A 15,307-nucleotide genomic window follows, 5' to 3' on the forward strand; every position below is an offset into this window, starting at 1 on the left:
ATTCTTTACCACTATGCAAAAGCACTTATGCCACAACCGTGATCAACAGTGGTGATGGCTTTTTCACGGCGTGGATGAACACATACCTGCCAATGTTTCAAGTGGGCCCTGAACAGCCTCATGCGCGGCCTGCTCGATTTCACGGTACAGACGCAGCACCGTCTCGCCCTCCGCCGAAAGGCCGGCCCCCCCGCCGCCGCCCGGCCGCGCGCTGACCAGCGGGCGGGCAAACGTGGTATTCATCGCCTCGACCAGCAGCCAGGCCCGCCGGTAGGACATGCCCATGGCCCGCGCCGCCGCCGAGATCGAACCGGTCTCGCCAATCTGTTCAAGCAGGCGGATCTTGCCATGCCCGAGCAGGGGCGTGCCATTCGCGTCGAGCCGCAAGGTCAGGCGCATCTGTGTCATATTTTCCATACTCCCGGCAGCCGCTATGATAATGGCTCCTTCTACCTGAAATATCCTTATCTGGAATGGATTTTTCCCATAATGCGCCAACCCGTCCATCCATCAGGGCCGCCTCCGGCTTCATGGGCCCCGATGCAGCCGGGCCATCTGCCCGCAGTGGTGGCGCTTGCAGCCCGGATGCACCCCGGCTGCCCCGAACGGGCGGAGGTGCTCGATGAACGCCGCATGCTGTGCCCGGCAGGCTGCCGGGTGCTGATGGAGCCGGACGGGCAGGTGCGCGGCTACATGCTGAGCCATCCGTGGCGCATGGCCTGCCCGCCCGCGCTTGATACCCATCTTGGCCGCCTGCCGCCCCGGCCCGATTGCTGGTACCTGCACGACATCGCCATCGATCCTGCCCTGCGCGGCCAGGGCCATGCCCATGCGGCGCTGCGCCATCTCGGCACACAGGCGCGCCTGCATGGGGTGAACGCGCTGGCCCTGATGGCGGCGGAAGGAGCGCACACGCTCTGGGCGCATCTGGGTTTTACGCCAATACCTGACGTGCCCGCCGCCATTACCGCCAGTTACGGCCCGGATGCCTGCCCCATGCGCCGTGCGTTACCGGGTATTGGACATATTTCAAAATAATAAAAGTTCTGAAGCTTTTTGAAAAAAGCTTTACCAAAAACTTTTACAGGTTCTGCATGACTGCACGCACGCCGCATTCACGGATGGCGCGACGCGCCTTTACCACGGCGGCATCGAGCGCGGTCGCATCCATGTCGCGCCAGCCATCAAAGGCAGGCAGGGCAAGGGCTGCCGCAAGGTTGCCGTCATTGACCAGGGCCATGTCATCGGCATCGAGCGTGGGTTCGAGGGGGGCATAGCTTTCGCCTTTCTCGTCACGGCCACGCAGCATTTCCAGATAGGCGGCAATGCCGAAGGCGATACGGCCGAGATCATGCCCGCTATCGAGCGAGCGCCGCACCGTATCGGTCCAGAACACCCGCACTTTCGAGGCCCCGTCGCTACAGATCCGCAACAGCGTATCGGCCACTGCCTGGTTGGAGAAGCGGCTGAGCAGACGCCTGCGATAGGCATCAAGGTCAAAACCGGCGGGCGCGTCGATCTGCGGCATGGCGTCCTGCGTCCAGTAGGCATTGACCAGACGCTCGAGGTCGGCATCCGCCACCGCTTCATGCGCGTAGCGGTAGCCGAGCAGAAGCCCTGCGGCACCAAGCAGGACATGCCCGGCATTGAGCATGCGCACCTTCACCTGCTCATAGCCCGCCACGTCATCCACAAACTGCACGCCTGCCTTTTCCAGCGCGGGGCGGCCATTGCAGAAATTATCTTCCAGCACCCACTGGCTGAAATCCTCCGCCAGCACGGGCAGGTCGTCATCCAGCCCGCTGGCCTCGTTCAGCGCCTGGCGCGTGGCCCGGTCCACGCCGGGGGTGATGCGGTCCACCATGGAGCATGGAAAGGTCACGTTGGCCTCGATCCAGTCGGCCAGATCAGGGTCAAGCGCGCGGGCATAGCCCACAAAGGCCGTATGCGCGACATGGCCATTGCTGCGCAGGTTATCGCATGACAGCACGGTAAAGGGCGGCGTACCCGCCTCACGCCTGCGGCGCAGCCCCTCCACCACGTAACCAAACACGGTGGCCGGCCTGCGCGGATGGGCAAGGTCCGCGCTCACGCCTGCCTCATCAAGGCGGAAAAGGCCGGTTTCCTCATCGATATTGTAGCCGCCTTCCGTAATCGTCATGCTGACGATGCGGGTCTCGGGGTCGGCCAGGCGGTCCAGAACGGCTTCAGGGTCGGCGGGGGCGAGAAGGTATTCACGCAATGCCCCGATGATGGAAACGGTGCGTGCGCCATCCGCCGCCACCTCGGTCAGGGAATACAGGCAGTCCTGTTGCTGGAACTGCCGGGCCTTGGCCTCGCCGCGCGGGCCGCCATTGAGCCCCACGCCCACGATGCCCCATTGCGCCTGCCCGGGCAGGCCGAGGCACTGGTTGACGTACCACGCCTCATGCGCGCGAAAGAAATTGCCCACGCCAAAATGAACGATCCCTCGCCCCACCGTCTCACGCCTGTATGGCAGCGCCTGCACGCCAGTGGGAAGGGTAGTGAGGGTTGTTTCGTTCAGCATGGTGTTTCTTGCACTCCTTCAGGGTGAGGGGCGGGCACGACCCTCCGGCATGGGAACGGACGCTGCCTTGCCCGCGGGCTCGAATCCGGCCTCGGCCACCAAAGGGTGGCCACCAAGCGGGAACGGACCATCATCCGTGCGCCCGTCCGACCAGATATTCCGCACGGCCAGCCGCATGTCGGCATGCAGCAGGCCTACAGCGAAACGCATGACAGGGGTCCAATGTTCCCCATCCTGCTGTTCCAGCCGGTCAAGCAGGGGGCGCATGTCATCATCAGGCAGGGCGTGGCCGCGCCGGGTTGCGGCCAGTTGGTCGCACCGCGCGGCCATCTGGCCCAGCACATCAACCAGCATGTCACGCTCATGGGCGAGGATATCGCCCGTATGGGCGGTTTCGCCCTCGGTGCCCGCGCGCGCGATGAAAATGGCATCCGAGCGGATCCGGCGCAAAAGCCCCGGCAGGCGCAGCACCAGCGGGTCGTGCTTGGCCAGCGAGGACGGGTGCTCCACCTCCGCCTCCTGCACGCCGTCATTCATGTCCTGCAGCAGGGAGCGGCACATCGTATCGATGGTGGCCAGCGCGTCATGGTCCGGGTGGTTCTGCAACGCGCCCGAGAGCAGGTCGGACAGGCGGCGCAGCAGGCTTGCGGCATTGCCCAGCACCTCGCGTCGCGCCTCGCCACGCAACACGAAGAACGAGACGGCAAACGACACCACCACCCCGGTCATGATCGAGGCGATGCGCTGTAGCGGGCGCGAAAACGGCTCGCCCGTGGCGGGGAACAGCAACACCACCATGAGGGTGACGATGGCCACCCGCATCTTGGGCCGCAGCGCCACGAGCACGGCCAGCGGCATGAGCATGACCCAGAACACCATGCCCACCGAGAGCGAGGTATACTGCTCGAGCGCAATGGCGGACATGCCCGCCGCAGCCCCGATGAGCGTGCCCACGATCTGCTCGCGCCCGGTCGAGAGCGTTTGCGTCAGGCGGCTCTGGGTAATGACGATGACCGAGGTAATCAGCGCCCAGACCGGCTCATCAAGATGGATGATGGTGGCGACAATGCCGGACAGGATGAGCGAGACATTCATCCGCACGACCTGCCGCCACGTACCCCGCCCTATAATGGAGTAAAGCAGGTTTTTCAGGCGTTCAGGCATGCGGCTCAGTGCCCGCTCCCCTCAGGCAGGGGGAAAGGCACCCAGCGCAGGCCATCGGCGTTCTGCACCAGGAACAGCACGGTCTTGCGGTGCTGGGCGCGGGCGGCGTCGATCTGGCGGCGCAGGTCGGCTGGCGTGTTCACCGCTGACTGCTGCACCTCGGTCACCACGTCACCGGGGCGCAGGCCGCGCTCGGCGGCGGGGCTGTCATCGGTCACGCCGGTGACCAGCACGCCCTTCTGCCCTTCGGCCATGTTGTATTTCTGGCGCGCGATGTCATCGATCTCGCCAACCGTAAAGCCCATGCCCGCAATGGCCAGGCTGCCCTGTGCGGGGTTCTTGCTGGCGGGCTTGCTGTCGGCCTTGTCGGTCTTTTCCTCGGGCAGGGCACCGATGGTAATGGCCACGTTCATCTGCTGGCCCTTACGCCAGATGCCCAGATGCGCGACACTGCCCCCCGCAAGCTCGGCCACGAGGCGCGGCAGGGCGCGGCCATCAATGTCCTTGCCGTTCAGGCTCTGGATCACATCCCCGGTCTGCAGATGCGCCACTGCTGCGGGGCCCTTGGGCTCAACGCCCGCGATCAGCGCGCCGTGGGGGCTTTTCAGGCCCAGGCCATCGGCAATTTCCTGCGTCACGTCCTGAATGCGCACGCCAATCCACCCGCGCGTGACCCGGCCACGGTGGCGCAACTGCTCGATGATGCCCTGCGCTTCCGCCGAAGGGATGGAAAAACCGATGCCGACCGAACCGCCCGAAGGCGAGTAGATGGCCGTGTTGATGCCGATCACCTCGCCCTTGAGGTTGAACAGCGGCCCACCGGAATTGCCCTTGTTGATGGGCGCGTCGGTCTGGATGAAATCATCATACGGCCCCTGCTCGATATTGCGCCCGCGCGAGGAGACGATGCCCGCCGTAACCGTGCCCGACAGGCCAAACGGGTTGCCGATGGCCAGCACCCAGTCACCCACGCGGGCGTGGTCGCTATCACCAAACGGCACGGCGGGCAGGGGTTTGGGGCTATCGACCTTCAGCACAGCAAGGTCGGTGCGGTCGTCATGGCCGAGCAGGCGGGCCTTGAGCACGGTGTTGTCCTGCAGCGTGATGGTGATCTGGTCGGCATGGCGCACGACGTGATTGTTGGTCACGACCACGCCCGAGGGGTCGATGATGAAGCCCGAGCCCAGCGCCTGCATCTTGCGTGGCGGCGCGTTGGGGCTGTCCTGGCGGTTCATGAAGTCGTGGAAGAACTTCTCGAATGGCGAACCTTCGGGGAAGTTGGGCACCTGCGGCGTGCTGTCGCCATCATCGCCGTCCTCATCATCCTCGCCGGGGCGGACCATCTCGGTGGTGGATACGTTCACCACGGCGGGCAGCAGCCTTGCCGCGAGATCGGCAAAGCTGTCGGGCATGTTGCGCCCCTCGCCGGGCAGGCGCAGCGGCGCTGTTGCGGCAGGCGGCGTGGTGGGCGCCGGAACGGGCGTTGACGCCGGGGCGGGATCAGCCGCGCGGGCGGCCTGGCCCCCAAGGGCCGTGACCAGCCCCATGGCAAGGCAGGATCGGGAAAAGACTGCGGCGCGAAAGGACATGGGGCTCTTACATCCTGCTGAACGGGATCGATCGGACCGGCACCTATATCACGCCCTTTACGGGGGCGGAAACCACAGCTTCAGCCCCGGCATAACGGGGCGCGGGCGGGCACCGTGTCCGGCATGGCGGCGCGTGCCTGCCGGGCCGCCACGCGCTGGCGCTCCTTCACCCTTGCCACGGCCAGCAGCACGTAAAAACCCGCCACGTTCACCGCCACCTGCATCATCCACCCGGTGCCAAAACTCGTCAGCACCAGCCGCCCGTACAGGTCAACCAGCGTGCCTGCGGTGAAGATTTCGAGCGAATGGCGGCCAAACAGCGCCATGAGCTGGCCCGGCCGCGTGCTGGCCCACACGGTCGCGCGCGGCGAAGACTGCACGAGGTAGAACAGGGCCAGCACATCAACCAGCCGCCATGGCGAGAGGATCATCTTGTCGGGCACCGCCATGACCACGGGCCGCAGGTCGGCAAATCCCCAGTCTATCCACGGAAAGGACTGCACGGCAGAAAACATCAGGTAGAGCATGCACAGCGCCGCAAGCAGGCGCGAGCGCGGCAGGCTGCCATCATGCTGCCCCGCAACCCGGGCGGCGCATACGCCCAGCACGAACAGGAACTGCCACGCCAGCGGGTCGAAATACCAGCCATCGGGGTCGAGCCAGTTGGGAAAATTCAGGCGCGGGTCGTAATTGACCCCCAGCCATACCGCCGCACTCAGCCCCAGCACCACCGGCGTGCCCACCCCGCGCAGCAGGGCGTAAAGCGGGGCAAAGCCCAGCAGCAGCACGATATAGAGCGGCAGGATGTTGAGGTTGCCCGGCAGCGCCACGAGCGAGAGCACCCGCCAGACCGAATCAAGCCCATGCGCCAGTTCCGGCTCCAGAAAATCAACCGGCACCGGCCAGAAATGCCGCCAGATGCGGATGGTGGCGATACACACCACCACCATCACGATCTGGAACACGTAAAGCTGCCAGCACCGCCGCCCGATGCGCGCCAGAACCGCGACCACCGGCTTTTTGGCAAAGGCGCGGCCATAGGCCAGCCATGAGGCATAACCCGCCAGCAGCACGAACACCTCTGCCGCATCGGCAAAGCCGATATTGCGCATGGTGAAGCGGTTGAGCCAGTTCTGGGGAATATGGTCGATGCACATCATGAGCAGCGCCACCCCCCGCAGGGCATCGATACGGTGGTCGCGCCGGTGCGGGGCCTGCGCCCGCTCGCTGGAAATGCCCATGATGCTCCCTGCCTGCCTCAACACGATGCGACCGGGCCATGGGCCGGTGCCGCCCGATGAGCGTAAAGCAGCAAATCGGATCGCAAACCATTCTCATCATGGCAGGGATGCCCCGCAACACTGTCATGGCGCGCGACTGGCCGCCTGCGCACCGTTTCATGACTCGACCGCCCTGCCCTCCCCCTTCTATACCCGCACGGGCGAGAGAGCAGGGAGCGCAATCATGACCAGTCCCGACCGGGCAACCATAGAAACCGTGCTACGACAGGTGCGCACAGTCGATAATACCGCAAGCATCACGGAACTGGGCAGCCTTGATGCCTTCATGATGCGTGATGGCGTGCTCCATGTCGCGCTTGCGACCGACCGGGCGCGGGCCGAACGCCTGCAACCCCTGCTGCCCGCACTCGAACGCGCCCTTGTTGCAGCAGTTCCCGGCAGCACGGGGGCCAGCGTCATCCTGACCGCGCACCGCCCGGCCCCGCCGCCTACCGCGCCTGCGCCTGCGGCAGGCGGCGGTCACCGCCCGCTTAACCTTGGCGGTGGCAAGGCAGGCAAGGCCCCCACCGGCCCGCTGCCCGCAGGTGTGGGCGTGGTCATTGCCGTGGCCTCGGGCAAGGGGGGCGTTGGCAAGTCCACCACGGCGGTCAACCTTGCCGTGGGGCTGGGACTGGAAGGGCTGAAAGTGGGCTTGATGGATGCCGACGTGCATGGCCCCTCCCTGCCCCGCATGATGGGCGTGAACGGTCAGCCCGAAGTGCGTGATGGCCGCCTGATCCCGCCGCATAAATGGGGCATTTCCGCCATGTCGATCGGCATGCTGGTGGAAGAAGACAAGGCCATGATCTGGCGCGGGCCAATGGTGATGGGTGCCATCGGCCAGTTGCTGAGCGATGTGGAATGGGGCGCGCTTGACGTGCTGGTGGTGGACATGCCGCCCGGTACGGGGGATGCGCAGTTGACCCTTGCGCAGAAAACCGCGCTGGCCGGGGCCATTATCGTCTCCACCCCGCAGGACATCGCCCTGCTCGATGCGCGGCGCGGTGTGACCATGTTCGAGAAGATGAACGTGCCGGTGCTGGGCGTTGTGGAGAACATGTCCTATTTCTGCTGCCCCAACTGCAATCACCGCACCGAGCTGTTTGGCCACGGTGGGGCACGGGCGGAAGCTGAAAAGATGGGCGTGCCCTTTCTGGGCGAGATCCCGCTGCTGGTCGATATCCGCGCCAGCGCCGATGAGGGTGCCCCCATCGTGATCGCGGCCCCCGACAGCCCGGCAGGCCAGGCCTATCGCGCGCTGGCCCATACGGTAGGCACGGCGTTGCGCCGGCTGCTGGACAAGAAAAACATCAGAACCTGAAAATAGGGGCAAAGGATCATGCATGCCCCCTGATATTTAAACATATCAAGAGAAACGAAAACTTTTCTTTCAGAAAGGGTATTCTGATGCAGGCACTCATCATGATAGGATTTATTTTTATATGCATGTCTGCATTAGTGCTTGTTTTTAGCACGCCATTATTCAGTTTTCTTGATAAGGCAGAAACCGGGCGCAATCATCATATTGATGGGCTCAGATTTTTTCTGGCTATTTTTGTCGCGTTTCACCACATGATCTATTGCTATCGGTGGTATCATGGCTTGGACTGGACGCCTGATAATATTTTGTACCCGTTCAATGCACAGCTGGGTCCATTCGCGGTTACATTATTTTTTATGCTGTCTTCCTACCTTATAACCAGAAGAAATTACAGCAACACCGCAGAATGGATACAGTTTTATATAAAAAGATTTTTCAGAATAGCGCCCATGGCATGGTTTTCAGCACTCATATGCATTGTAACCGCGCTTGTTTATGGCAATGGATTCCATGATATTGATGCTTATGCAGCATCGGAATGGATGAACTTTGGCATTAGTCTTGAAAGGCACGATATAAACAGCTTTTATAAAATGTGGGTCGTCAATGCAGGCGTCATGTGGACCCTGTCATGGGAGTGGATGCTTTATTTCTCCCTACCCATCATTATGATTTTACGCGAAAAACTTCCGCCATTTACAGTATCCGCATTGATGATTTTTTCATGTGCATATGGATACGCAATGTACAATGATTCAAACATCCTCCTGCTATCCTGCTTTGCCTATGGTATCCTTGCAAGAGATTTACAGACACAGTTCAAATCTTCAAATGCGTTTAAATGCATAGTATCAATATCAATGCTGGTATTCATATTCGGATTTGGATTTGGATTCGGTTTTCCTGAAACAGCTTATACACCTTACAAGATATTTTTCTCATTCGTTCTGTTTCTACAGATATGCCAGGGATATGATTTTGGGGGCCTGCTGCGTCTTCCCGGTGTCGTGCGCCTGGGCGAGATCAGTTATAGCTTCTACCTCCTGCACGGCACATTCCTGTTCTATGTAAACAGGGCTGTCTTCAATACCCATATCAGTCCGTTATTGTACGGAGCCATTCTGGTCGTAACTTTCCTCTGCACGGCGATTGCCTCAAGCCTGACGTTTATTTTCATTGAAAAACCGGGCATGCGCCTGGGCAAACTGATCGGCAAACGGTTTGTTATCCAGCCATCAGCATAAAACGGTCCTGCTCCACGGCATTGACCAGAACGGGCCTCCACATGCCGGGATACGTGGCGATCAGGCCCATCTGGCAAAGCTGTGTCACCACCGCCGCAGCCTGTAGGCAGGGATTACAGCTTGCGGTCGCGCTTGATGCGATCCCAGGCCGCATTGATCTGGGCAATCCGGGCCTCGCCCTGCGCGCGCAGGGCCTCGCTCGCCCCGCGTGCGGACAGCACATCGGGGTGGTGCTCGCGCACGAGGCGGCGCCAGACCACGCGCACTTCGTCATTGCTCGCATCGCGTGAAATGCCCAGCACCTCATAGGCGTCAACTTCGCTCACGCCGGGGCGGGCGCCGCCTTCGCGCGCGCGGTCCCAGGCGCCGGGGCTAAGGTTGAAGGCCCTGTGCACGCCGCGCAGGAAGGCTTCCTCGTGCATGTTCACCTCGCCATCGGCGCGGGCAATGACGAACAGCGCGGCCAGCGCCTCCTCGAGCATGTCGGTCTTGTTGGCAAAGGCGCGGCCGAGTTCGGTGGCGAAGGCCTTGTAATCATCGGTGCGCTGGCGGGCGCTGTCGAACAGGCGGCCCACTTCCTTCATGTTCTCGGGCGGGAGATGGAAGCGGCGCTTGAAGGCATCGATCTCGGCACGGTTCACCGGCCCGTCGCACTTGGCCACCTTGGCGGACAGGATGATGATGACCAGCCCGTATAACTGGTCGCGCTTGCCCATGGCCGCCGCCATCTTGGCCGCCATGAAGGTGGCCGCCCCGTTGGGGTCGGCATTGATGCGCGGGCCCCAGCGATCGGTCCAGCCGCCTGCCGGGGTTTCCAGCAATGAGCCGTTATCCGCCGCGTGCCCGAGCGCCGTGCCCACGACCGCGCCCATGGGGCCGCCAACCGCGAACCCCGCAACGCCACCAAAAATCTTGCCCCAGATCGCCATGCCCCGAGGCTAGCACGATTTAGCCGGTCAACCCAACTGATCTTGCCTGTCGGTACCAGCCATTTCGGGCAGGGCTGGCATCCATTCGCGCAATGCCTCCACCCGCAGGGCGGAGGCCAGAGGCCGGTCGGGGGGACGTGCGGCATCGACCTGCCCCACAAGGGCTGCGAGCGCCAGCCCGCGTGCCTGTGCAATGAGGTGGAGCGCGTGCCAGAACTCCGGCTCCAGCGCCACGGAGGTGCGGTGGCCCGACAGGTTGAGGCTGCGCTTGTGCAGCATGCGCGCGCCCCGCTGGGCGGGCAGCGGCATGGCGGGCGGCCCGCTCATGCGGGCAGCCTCAGCGTAGCCCACCGCGCGGCCTCGGCCACCACGGGGTCGGGGTCATTGCACAGGCGGGCCACCACCGGGCGCAGGGCAGCCTGCCCGCTATTGCCAATGGCCACCGCCACGTTGCGCACGAAGCGGTTGCGGCCAATGCGCTTGATGGGCGAACCGGAAAAACGCGCCCGGAAGCCTGCATCATCCAGCGCCGCCAATTCTGCCAAAGGGGGAGCATGCAGGTCATCGCGCGCGGCGAGCTTCATATGGCTGGTCGCCTGCGCGAATCGGTTCCATGGGCACACGGCAAGGCAGTCGTCGCAGCCATAGATGCGGTTGCCCATGGCCGGGCGCAGGGCCTCGGGAATCGGATCGCGGTTCTCGATGGTCAGATACGAAATGCAGCGCCGCGCATCCATTACGCCCGGCGCAGGAAAAGCATCGGTCGGGCAGGCATCAAGGCAGCGGGTGCAGGTGCCGCACCCCCCGCGCGAGGGCGCGGATTGCGGCAGGTCAAGCGTGGTATACACCTCGCCCAGAAACAGCCAGCTCCCGTGCTGGCGCGACACCAGCGAGGTGTGCTTGCCCTGCCAGCCCAGCCCCGCATTCTGCGCCAGCGGTTTTTCCATGACCGGGGCGGTATCGACAAACACCTTGACCTGCGCCTCATTGCCCGCGCGCCTGCCCTCGTTCACCACGAACTGCGCCAGATGCTTGAGCATGCCCTTGACCACGTCATGGTAGTCGCGATTGCGGGCATAGACGGAAATGTTGCCTGCATCGGGCACGCGGGTGGTGGCCAGCGCGTCGCCCTGTGGTGCGTAGTTCAGCCCCAGCGCGATCACGCTGCGCACCTCGGGCCACAGGCCACGGGGGTCGCCGCGCTGGGCCATGCGCTCGGCCATCCAGCCCATGCTGCCCGCAAATCCGTTCTCCACAAAGGCGGCAAGGCGGGCACGCGTCGCATCATCAAGCCGGGCGGGCGCAAAGCCCACGGCATCAAAGCCCAGGCCACGCGCATGCTCGGCAATGCGGACCGCAAGGCGGGCCGGATCAGGCGACGCCTGTGCCATCAGGCCACGGGCGGAATGTCGGGAAAGGGCATTTCATCCCCACTCCAGTCATCCATCGCCCATTGCGCGCGCAGGTGGGCGGCATGGGCTTCGAACGTGCCATCAACAATGGCCGCCCGCATGCCGCGCATCAGCCGCTGGTAATAGGCGATGTTGTGCCATGTCAGCAGCATGGGGCCGAGCATCTCGTTGGCGCGGAACAGGTGGTGCAGGTAGGCGCGGCTGTGACGCGAGCAGGCCAGGCAGTCGCAATGCGGCGAGATGGGCCGCGAATCGCTGGCATGCCGGGCGTTGCGGATGTTGAGCGTGCCGCGCTCGGTATAGGCGCGCGCCGTGCGCCCCGCCCGCGTGGGCATGACGCAGTCGAACATGTCCACCCCACGCTCCACGGCGCCGAGCAAATCATCAGGCGTGCCGACCCCCATCAGGTAGCGCGGGCTGCCATCGGGGATGAGCGGCACGGTGGCCTCAAGCGTCGAGAACATCAGTTCCTGCCCTTCCCCCACCGCAAGGCCGCCAATGGCGTAGCCTTCAAAGCCGATGCCGGTCAGCGCCTTCACGCTCTCGGCGCGCAGTTCCGGCTCGGTGCCACCCTGGATGATGCCATACTGCGCATAACCGGGCCGCTGCACGAAGGCCGTGCGGCAACGCTCGGCCCAACGCATCGACATGCGCATGGATTTGGCGATCACCTCGGGGGCTGCGGGCAGGGCGGGGCATTCGTCAAAGCACATGCTGATGGTCGCATCGAGCGCGTGCTGGATGTCGGTCGAGCGCTCGGGCGTGAGGCGATGCTTCGAGCCATCAATATGCGAGCGGAAGGTCACCCCGTCGGGGTCGAGCTTGCGCAGCGGGCCGAGCGACATGACCTGAAACCCGCCCGAATCGGTCAGGATCGGCCCCGGCCAGTCCATGAAGCGGTGCAGGCCACCGAGTTCGCGCACCCGCTCGGCGCCCGGGCGGAGCATGAGGTGGTAGGTATTGCCCAAAACGATGCCCGCACCCGTTGAGCGCACGCTGTCCATCGTCATGGCCTTGACCGTGCCCACCGTGCCCACGGGCATGAAGGTGGGCGTGGCAACCGTGCCATGCGCGGTATCAAGCCAGCCCGCGCGGGCGTGGCCGCAGCGCGCTTCGGGCCGCCAGCTAAAGGTGGTCATGGCACGTCTCCTTCGGTGCGGTGCAGCAGGCAGGCATCGCCATAGGAATAGAAGCGGTAGCCACTGGCGATGGCATGGGCATAGGCCGCCTGCATGCGGTGATAGCCGCCAAAGGCGCAGACCAGCATGAACAGGGTCGAGCGCGGCAGGTGGAAATTGGTCAGCAGCATGTCCACCGCGCGGAAGCGGTAGCCGGGTTTGATGAAGATGGCCGTCTCGCCATGGAAGGGATGGACGATGCCGTTCTCGTCCGTCGCACTTTCAAGCAGGCGCAGCGAAGTGGTGCCCACGGCCACGATCCGCCCGCCTGCCGCGCGCGCGGCGTTGATGCGCTGAGCCGCGTGGGGGGAGATGGTGCCGCGCTCGGCATGCATGCGGTGGGCGGAAATCTGGTCGCTGCGCATGGGCAGGAAGGTGCCCGCGCCCACATGCAGGGTCAGCGTCTGGCGGATGACGCCTGCCTTATCGAGTGCCGCCAGCAGGTCCGGCGTAAAGTGCAGCCCCGCCGTGGGGGCGGCCACGGCACCGCGATGCTGGGCGAAGATGGTGCTGTAGTCCTTGCGGTCTTCCTCGGTCGGGCCATCGGGGCGGGCAATATAGGGCGGCAGGGCCAGCTTGCCCGCATCGTGCAGGAACTGATCGAAGGCTGCCCCCTCGGCGCTGAAGCGCAGGGTCACGTCGCCCGCATCGCCCCGGCTGATGACCTCCGCCGTGACCGTGCTGCGGCCAAAGGTGAGCGTGTCACCCGGCCGCAGGCGGCGGGCGTTGCGGGCCAGCACGTGCCATGAGCCATCGGGCAGGATGCGGTCGAGTGTTATGCCGATCTTCGCCTCGCCGCGCATGGCCGCAAGCTGGGCAGGAATCACCGCCGTATCATTGGCCACCAGAATGTCGCCTGCCCGCAGGCAGCCAGGCAGGTCGCGCACGTGGCGGTCGATGAAGGGGCCTGCCTGAGGCACATCGAGCAGGCGCGCGCTGTCACGCGGGCGGGCCGGGTGGTCGGCAATGCTCGTGGGCGGGAGGGTGAAATCGAAATCAGAAACCAGATCCGTCATGCGGCACCCTTTACGGAATCCGCACCCCGGTTGCCAGCACGAACTCTCATGGCCCGTGCAGGGAGCCTGCAAGGCATAAGAAAGTTTTTGGTGAAGCTTTTTTCAAAAAGCGTCGTTCAACGCCGCCTTTTTGAAAAAAGGTGGCACCCAAAAACTTTTATTCCTTTTTCCACTACGCTTCCTGCGGCTGCTGCATGGCGGCGTTGGACAGACGCAGCCGGGAAAGCCACAATGCGGCAGCGATTCCCACACGGGAATGTTCCCCGCCCGCACCCGGCGCAGCCGGATGCCGCGAATTTTATGGAGTTATGTTCATGTCCTACGCCGCCCTTGATGCCGTCCGCATTGCCCGCGCCTGCAAGACCGCGCTGCATGTGCTCGAAACGGTGGAAGAAAAGGACCGCAGCGAGGCCCACCAGCGCAAGACCATCTTGATCCAGCGCATCGAGGCCCTGGCCCGCGCCGCCGCCGAGAGCAAGAACAACGATCAGGTCATTACCCTGACCTCGGAAGAATTCTGGCTCATCAGCCAGAACTGGTAATTCCAGGCGCCTTTACCCTCCCCCTATTCGCGCCACTCACGGCACGAAAAGCAGGAAACACGCATGACGTTTACACTGACCAGCCGCTCCTTCAAGGATGGCGACCGCCTGCCTGAAGCACAGGTGTTCGAGGGCATGGGCTATTGCGGCGGCAACATCTCGCCGCCGCTGGCATGGCAGGACCCGCCTGCTGGCACCAAGAGCTTCGCCATTACGATGTACGACCCCGATGCCCCCACCGGCTCGGGCTGGTGGCACTGGGTTGTCATCAACATCCCCGCTGATGTGACGTCGCTGCCCGCAGGCGCTGGCTCGGGCGACAACAACCTGCCCGAACATGCCGAGATGACCCGCACCGATTTTGGCGGCAACGTGTATGGCGGCGCCGCCCCCCCGCCGGGGCCGGAGCATCACTACATCTTCACCATCCACGCGCTCGACATTGCGCAGATCGAACTGCCGAGCGATGCCTCGGGGGCGATGGTGGGGTTCGTGATCAACCAGCACAGCCTGGGCTCTGCCAGGCTGACTGCCGTTTATGGCAAGAAGCCTAAATAAGAAAAGTTCTGGGTGAAGCTTTTTGAAAAAAGCTTCGAAAAAATGCCGCCTTTTTGAAAAAAGGCGGCACCCGGCAACTTTTATCCGATACTACCCCTGATACGAGGCGATCTCGATCAGGTTGCCATCCGGGTCATGGCAGTAGACCGATGTGACCGGCCCAAGCGCGCCAAGGCGGGCCACTGGCCCCTCGGTCACGCGCACGCCGCATTTTTCCAGATGTTCAATCACATCCACGCTGTTGAGCGCGGTGGTGAAGCACAGGTCATTGGTGCCGGGCAGCGCATCTTCCGCCGTGACCCAGCCCTCGGCCCCGTGGGGGCGGAGGTTGATCTTCTGGCCGCCGAATTTCAGCGCCGTGCGGTTGTTGCGCCCGTATTCCTCGCGCTCCATGCCCAGCACGCGCTGGTACCACGAGGCCGAGACCTCAAGATCCCGCACACTCACCACAAGGTGGTCAAGACGATCGACGGTAAAACGCATGGCGCTCCCTAACCTTCGGTTGTCCGGCCCGACGGGCAGGCCG

Annotated in this window: 16 protein-coding genes; 5 read left to right on the forward strand and 11 right to left on the reverse strand. The window is 63.7% G+C overall.

Annotated features, from left to right (window positions below; translation table 11 throughout):
• Window positions 1–63: 63 nt before the first annotated feature.
• Window positions 64–408, reverse strand: a complete 345-nt coding sequence (locus R5N89_RS12565) for a winged helix-turn-helix domain-containing protein (protein WP_110569589.1) — start codon at window positions 406–408, stop codon at window positions 64–66.
• Between the two features lie 132 nt (window positions 409–540).
• Between R5N89_RS12565 and R5N89_RS12570 the strand changes: the two genes are divergently transcribed.
• On the forward strand, window positions 541–1,038 hold the full coding sequence (locus R5N89_RS12570; protein ID WP_244192214.1) for a GNAT family N-acetyltransferase: 498 nt from the start codon (window positions 541–543) through the stop codon (window positions 1,036–1,038).
• A gap of 43 nt (window positions 1,039–1,081) precedes the next feature.
• On the opposite strand, the gene R5N89_RS12575 is transcribed toward R5N89_RS12570, so the two are convergent.
• The 4 genes from R5N89_RS12575 to R5N89_RS12590 all read right to left on the reverse strand — a co-directional run bounded on the left by R5N89_RS12575 (window position 1,082) and on the right by R5N89_RS12590 (window position 6,542).
• On the reverse strand, window positions 1,082–2,548 hold the full coding sequence (locus R5N89_RS12575) for a mannitol dehydrogenase family protein (protein WP_110569536.1): 1,467 nt from the start codon (window positions 2,546–2,548) through the stop codon (window positions 1,082–1,084).
• An 18-nt stretch (window positions 2,549–2,566) separates the two neighbouring features.
• Window positions 2,567–3,712, reverse strand: coding sequence for an FUSC family protein (locus tag R5N89_RS12580; protein WP_110569535.1), 1,146 nt, complete (start codon window positions 3,710–3,712; stop codon window positions 2,567–2,569).
• Between the two features lie 5 nt (window positions 3,713–3,717).
• A complete protein-coding gene (locus R5N89_RS12585; protein WP_110569534.1) occupies window positions 3,718–5,301 on the reverse strand; it encodes a DegQ family serine endoprotease in 1,584 nt (527 codons plus the stop codon).
• A gap of 80 nt (window positions 5,302–5,381) precedes the next feature.
• Window positions 5,382–6,542, reverse strand: coding sequence for an OpgC family protein (locus tag R5N89_RS12590; protein ID WP_110569533.1), 1,161 nt, complete (start codon window positions 6,540–6,542; stop codon window positions 5,382–5,384).
• 223 nt (window positions 6,543–6,765) lie between these two features.
• Between R5N89_RS12590 and R5N89_RS12595 the strand changes: the two genes are divergently transcribed.
• Both R5N89_RS12595 and R5N89_RS12600 read left to right on the forward strand, forming a co-directional pair.
• Window positions 6,766–7,902 (forward strand): Mrp/NBP35 family ATP-binding protein, encoded by a 1,137-nt coding sequence (locus R5N89_RS12595; RefSeq protein ID WP_110569532.1) that lies wholly within the window; start codon window positions 6,766–6,768, stop codon window positions 7,900–7,902.
• A gap of 86 nt (window positions 7,903–7,988) precedes the next feature.
• Complete coding sequence (locus tag R5N89_RS12600; protein WP_110569531.1) at window positions 7,989–9,146, forward strand: acyltransferase; 1,158 nt, start codon at window positions 7,989–7,991, stop codon at window positions 9,144–9,146.
• A gap of 113 nt (window positions 9,147–9,259) precedes the next feature.
• Here R5N89_RS12600 and R5N89_RS12605 read toward each other — a convergent pair whose 3' ends face one another.
• From R5N89_RS12605 to queA, 5 genes are read right to left on the reverse strand one after another with little or no spacing between them, the layout of a single operon-like run.
• A complete protein-coding gene (locus tag R5N89_RS12605; protein WP_110569530.1) occupies window positions 9,260–10,075 on the reverse strand; it encodes a TerB family tellurite resistance protein in 816 nt (271 codons plus the stop codon).
• 27 nt (window positions 10,076–10,102) lie between these two features.
• Window positions 10,103–10,402: a ribbon-helix-helix domain-containing protein gene (locus R5N89_RS12610; protein ID WP_208624700.1), complete on the reverse strand. Its 300-nt coding sequence runs from the start codon at window positions 10,400–10,402 to the stop codon at window positions 10,103–10,105.
• Window positions 10,399–11,466, reverse strand: coding sequence for a tRNA epoxyqueuosine(34) reductase QueG (queG, locus tag R5N89_RS12615; RefSeq protein ID WP_110569528.1), 1,068 nt, complete (start codon window positions 11,464–11,466; stop codon window positions 10,399–10,401). Before queG ends, R5N89_RS12610 begins: the two co-directional genes overlap by 4 nt.
• Window positions 11,466–12,626 (reverse strand): tRNA guanosine(34) transglycosylase Tgt, encoded by a 1,161-nt coding sequence (gene tgt / locus R5N89_RS12620; RefSeq protein ID WP_110569527.1) that lies wholly within the window; start codon window positions 12,624–12,626, stop codon window positions 11,466–11,468. The genes queG and tgt overlap by 1 nt, the downstream gene beginning before the upstream one ends.
• Window positions 12,623–13,681 (reverse strand): tRNA preQ1(34) S-adenosylmethionine ribosyltransferase-isomerase QueA, encoded by a 1,059-nt coding sequence (gene queA / locus R5N89_RS12625; RefSeq protein WP_110569526.1) that lies wholly within the window; start codon window positions 13,679–13,681, stop codon window positions 12,623–12,625. The genes tgt and queA overlap by 4 nt, the downstream gene beginning before the upstream one ends.
• Before the next feature lie 314 nt (window positions 13,682–13,995).
• Here queA and R5N89_RS12630 point away from each other — a divergent pair, with 314 nt between their 5' ends.
• Together R5N89_RS12630 and R5N89_RS12635 are read left to right on the forward strand one after the other, a co-directional pair.
• Window positions 13,996–14,223, forward strand: a complete 228-nt coding sequence (locus tag R5N89_RS12630; protein WP_110569525.1) for a hypothetical protein — start codon at window positions 13,996–13,998, stop codon at window positions 14,221–14,223.
• 63 nt (window positions 14,224–14,286) lie between these two features.
• Complete coding sequence (locus R5N89_RS12635; protein ID WP_110569524.1) at window positions 14,287–14,781, forward strand: kinase inhibitor; 495 nt, start codon at window positions 14,287–14,289, stop codon at window positions 14,779–14,781.
• Between the two features lie 90 nt (window positions 14,782–14,871).
• Here R5N89_RS12635 and R5N89_RS12640 read toward each other — a convergent pair whose 3' ends face one another.
• Complete coding sequence (locus tag R5N89_RS12640) at window positions 14,872–15,264, reverse strand: VOC family protein (RefSeq protein ID WP_061272305.1); 393 nt, start codon at window positions 15,262–15,264, stop codon at window positions 14,872–14,874.
• Window positions 15,265–15,307 lie beyond the last annotated feature (43 nt).

The sequence above is a fragment of the Komagataeibacter sucrofermentans DSM 15973 genome, assembly GCF_040581405.1.
Taxonomy (GTDB): Bacteria; Pseudomonadota; Alphaproteobacteria; order Acetobacterales; family Acetobacteraceae; genus Komagataeibacter; species Komagataeibacter sucrofermentans.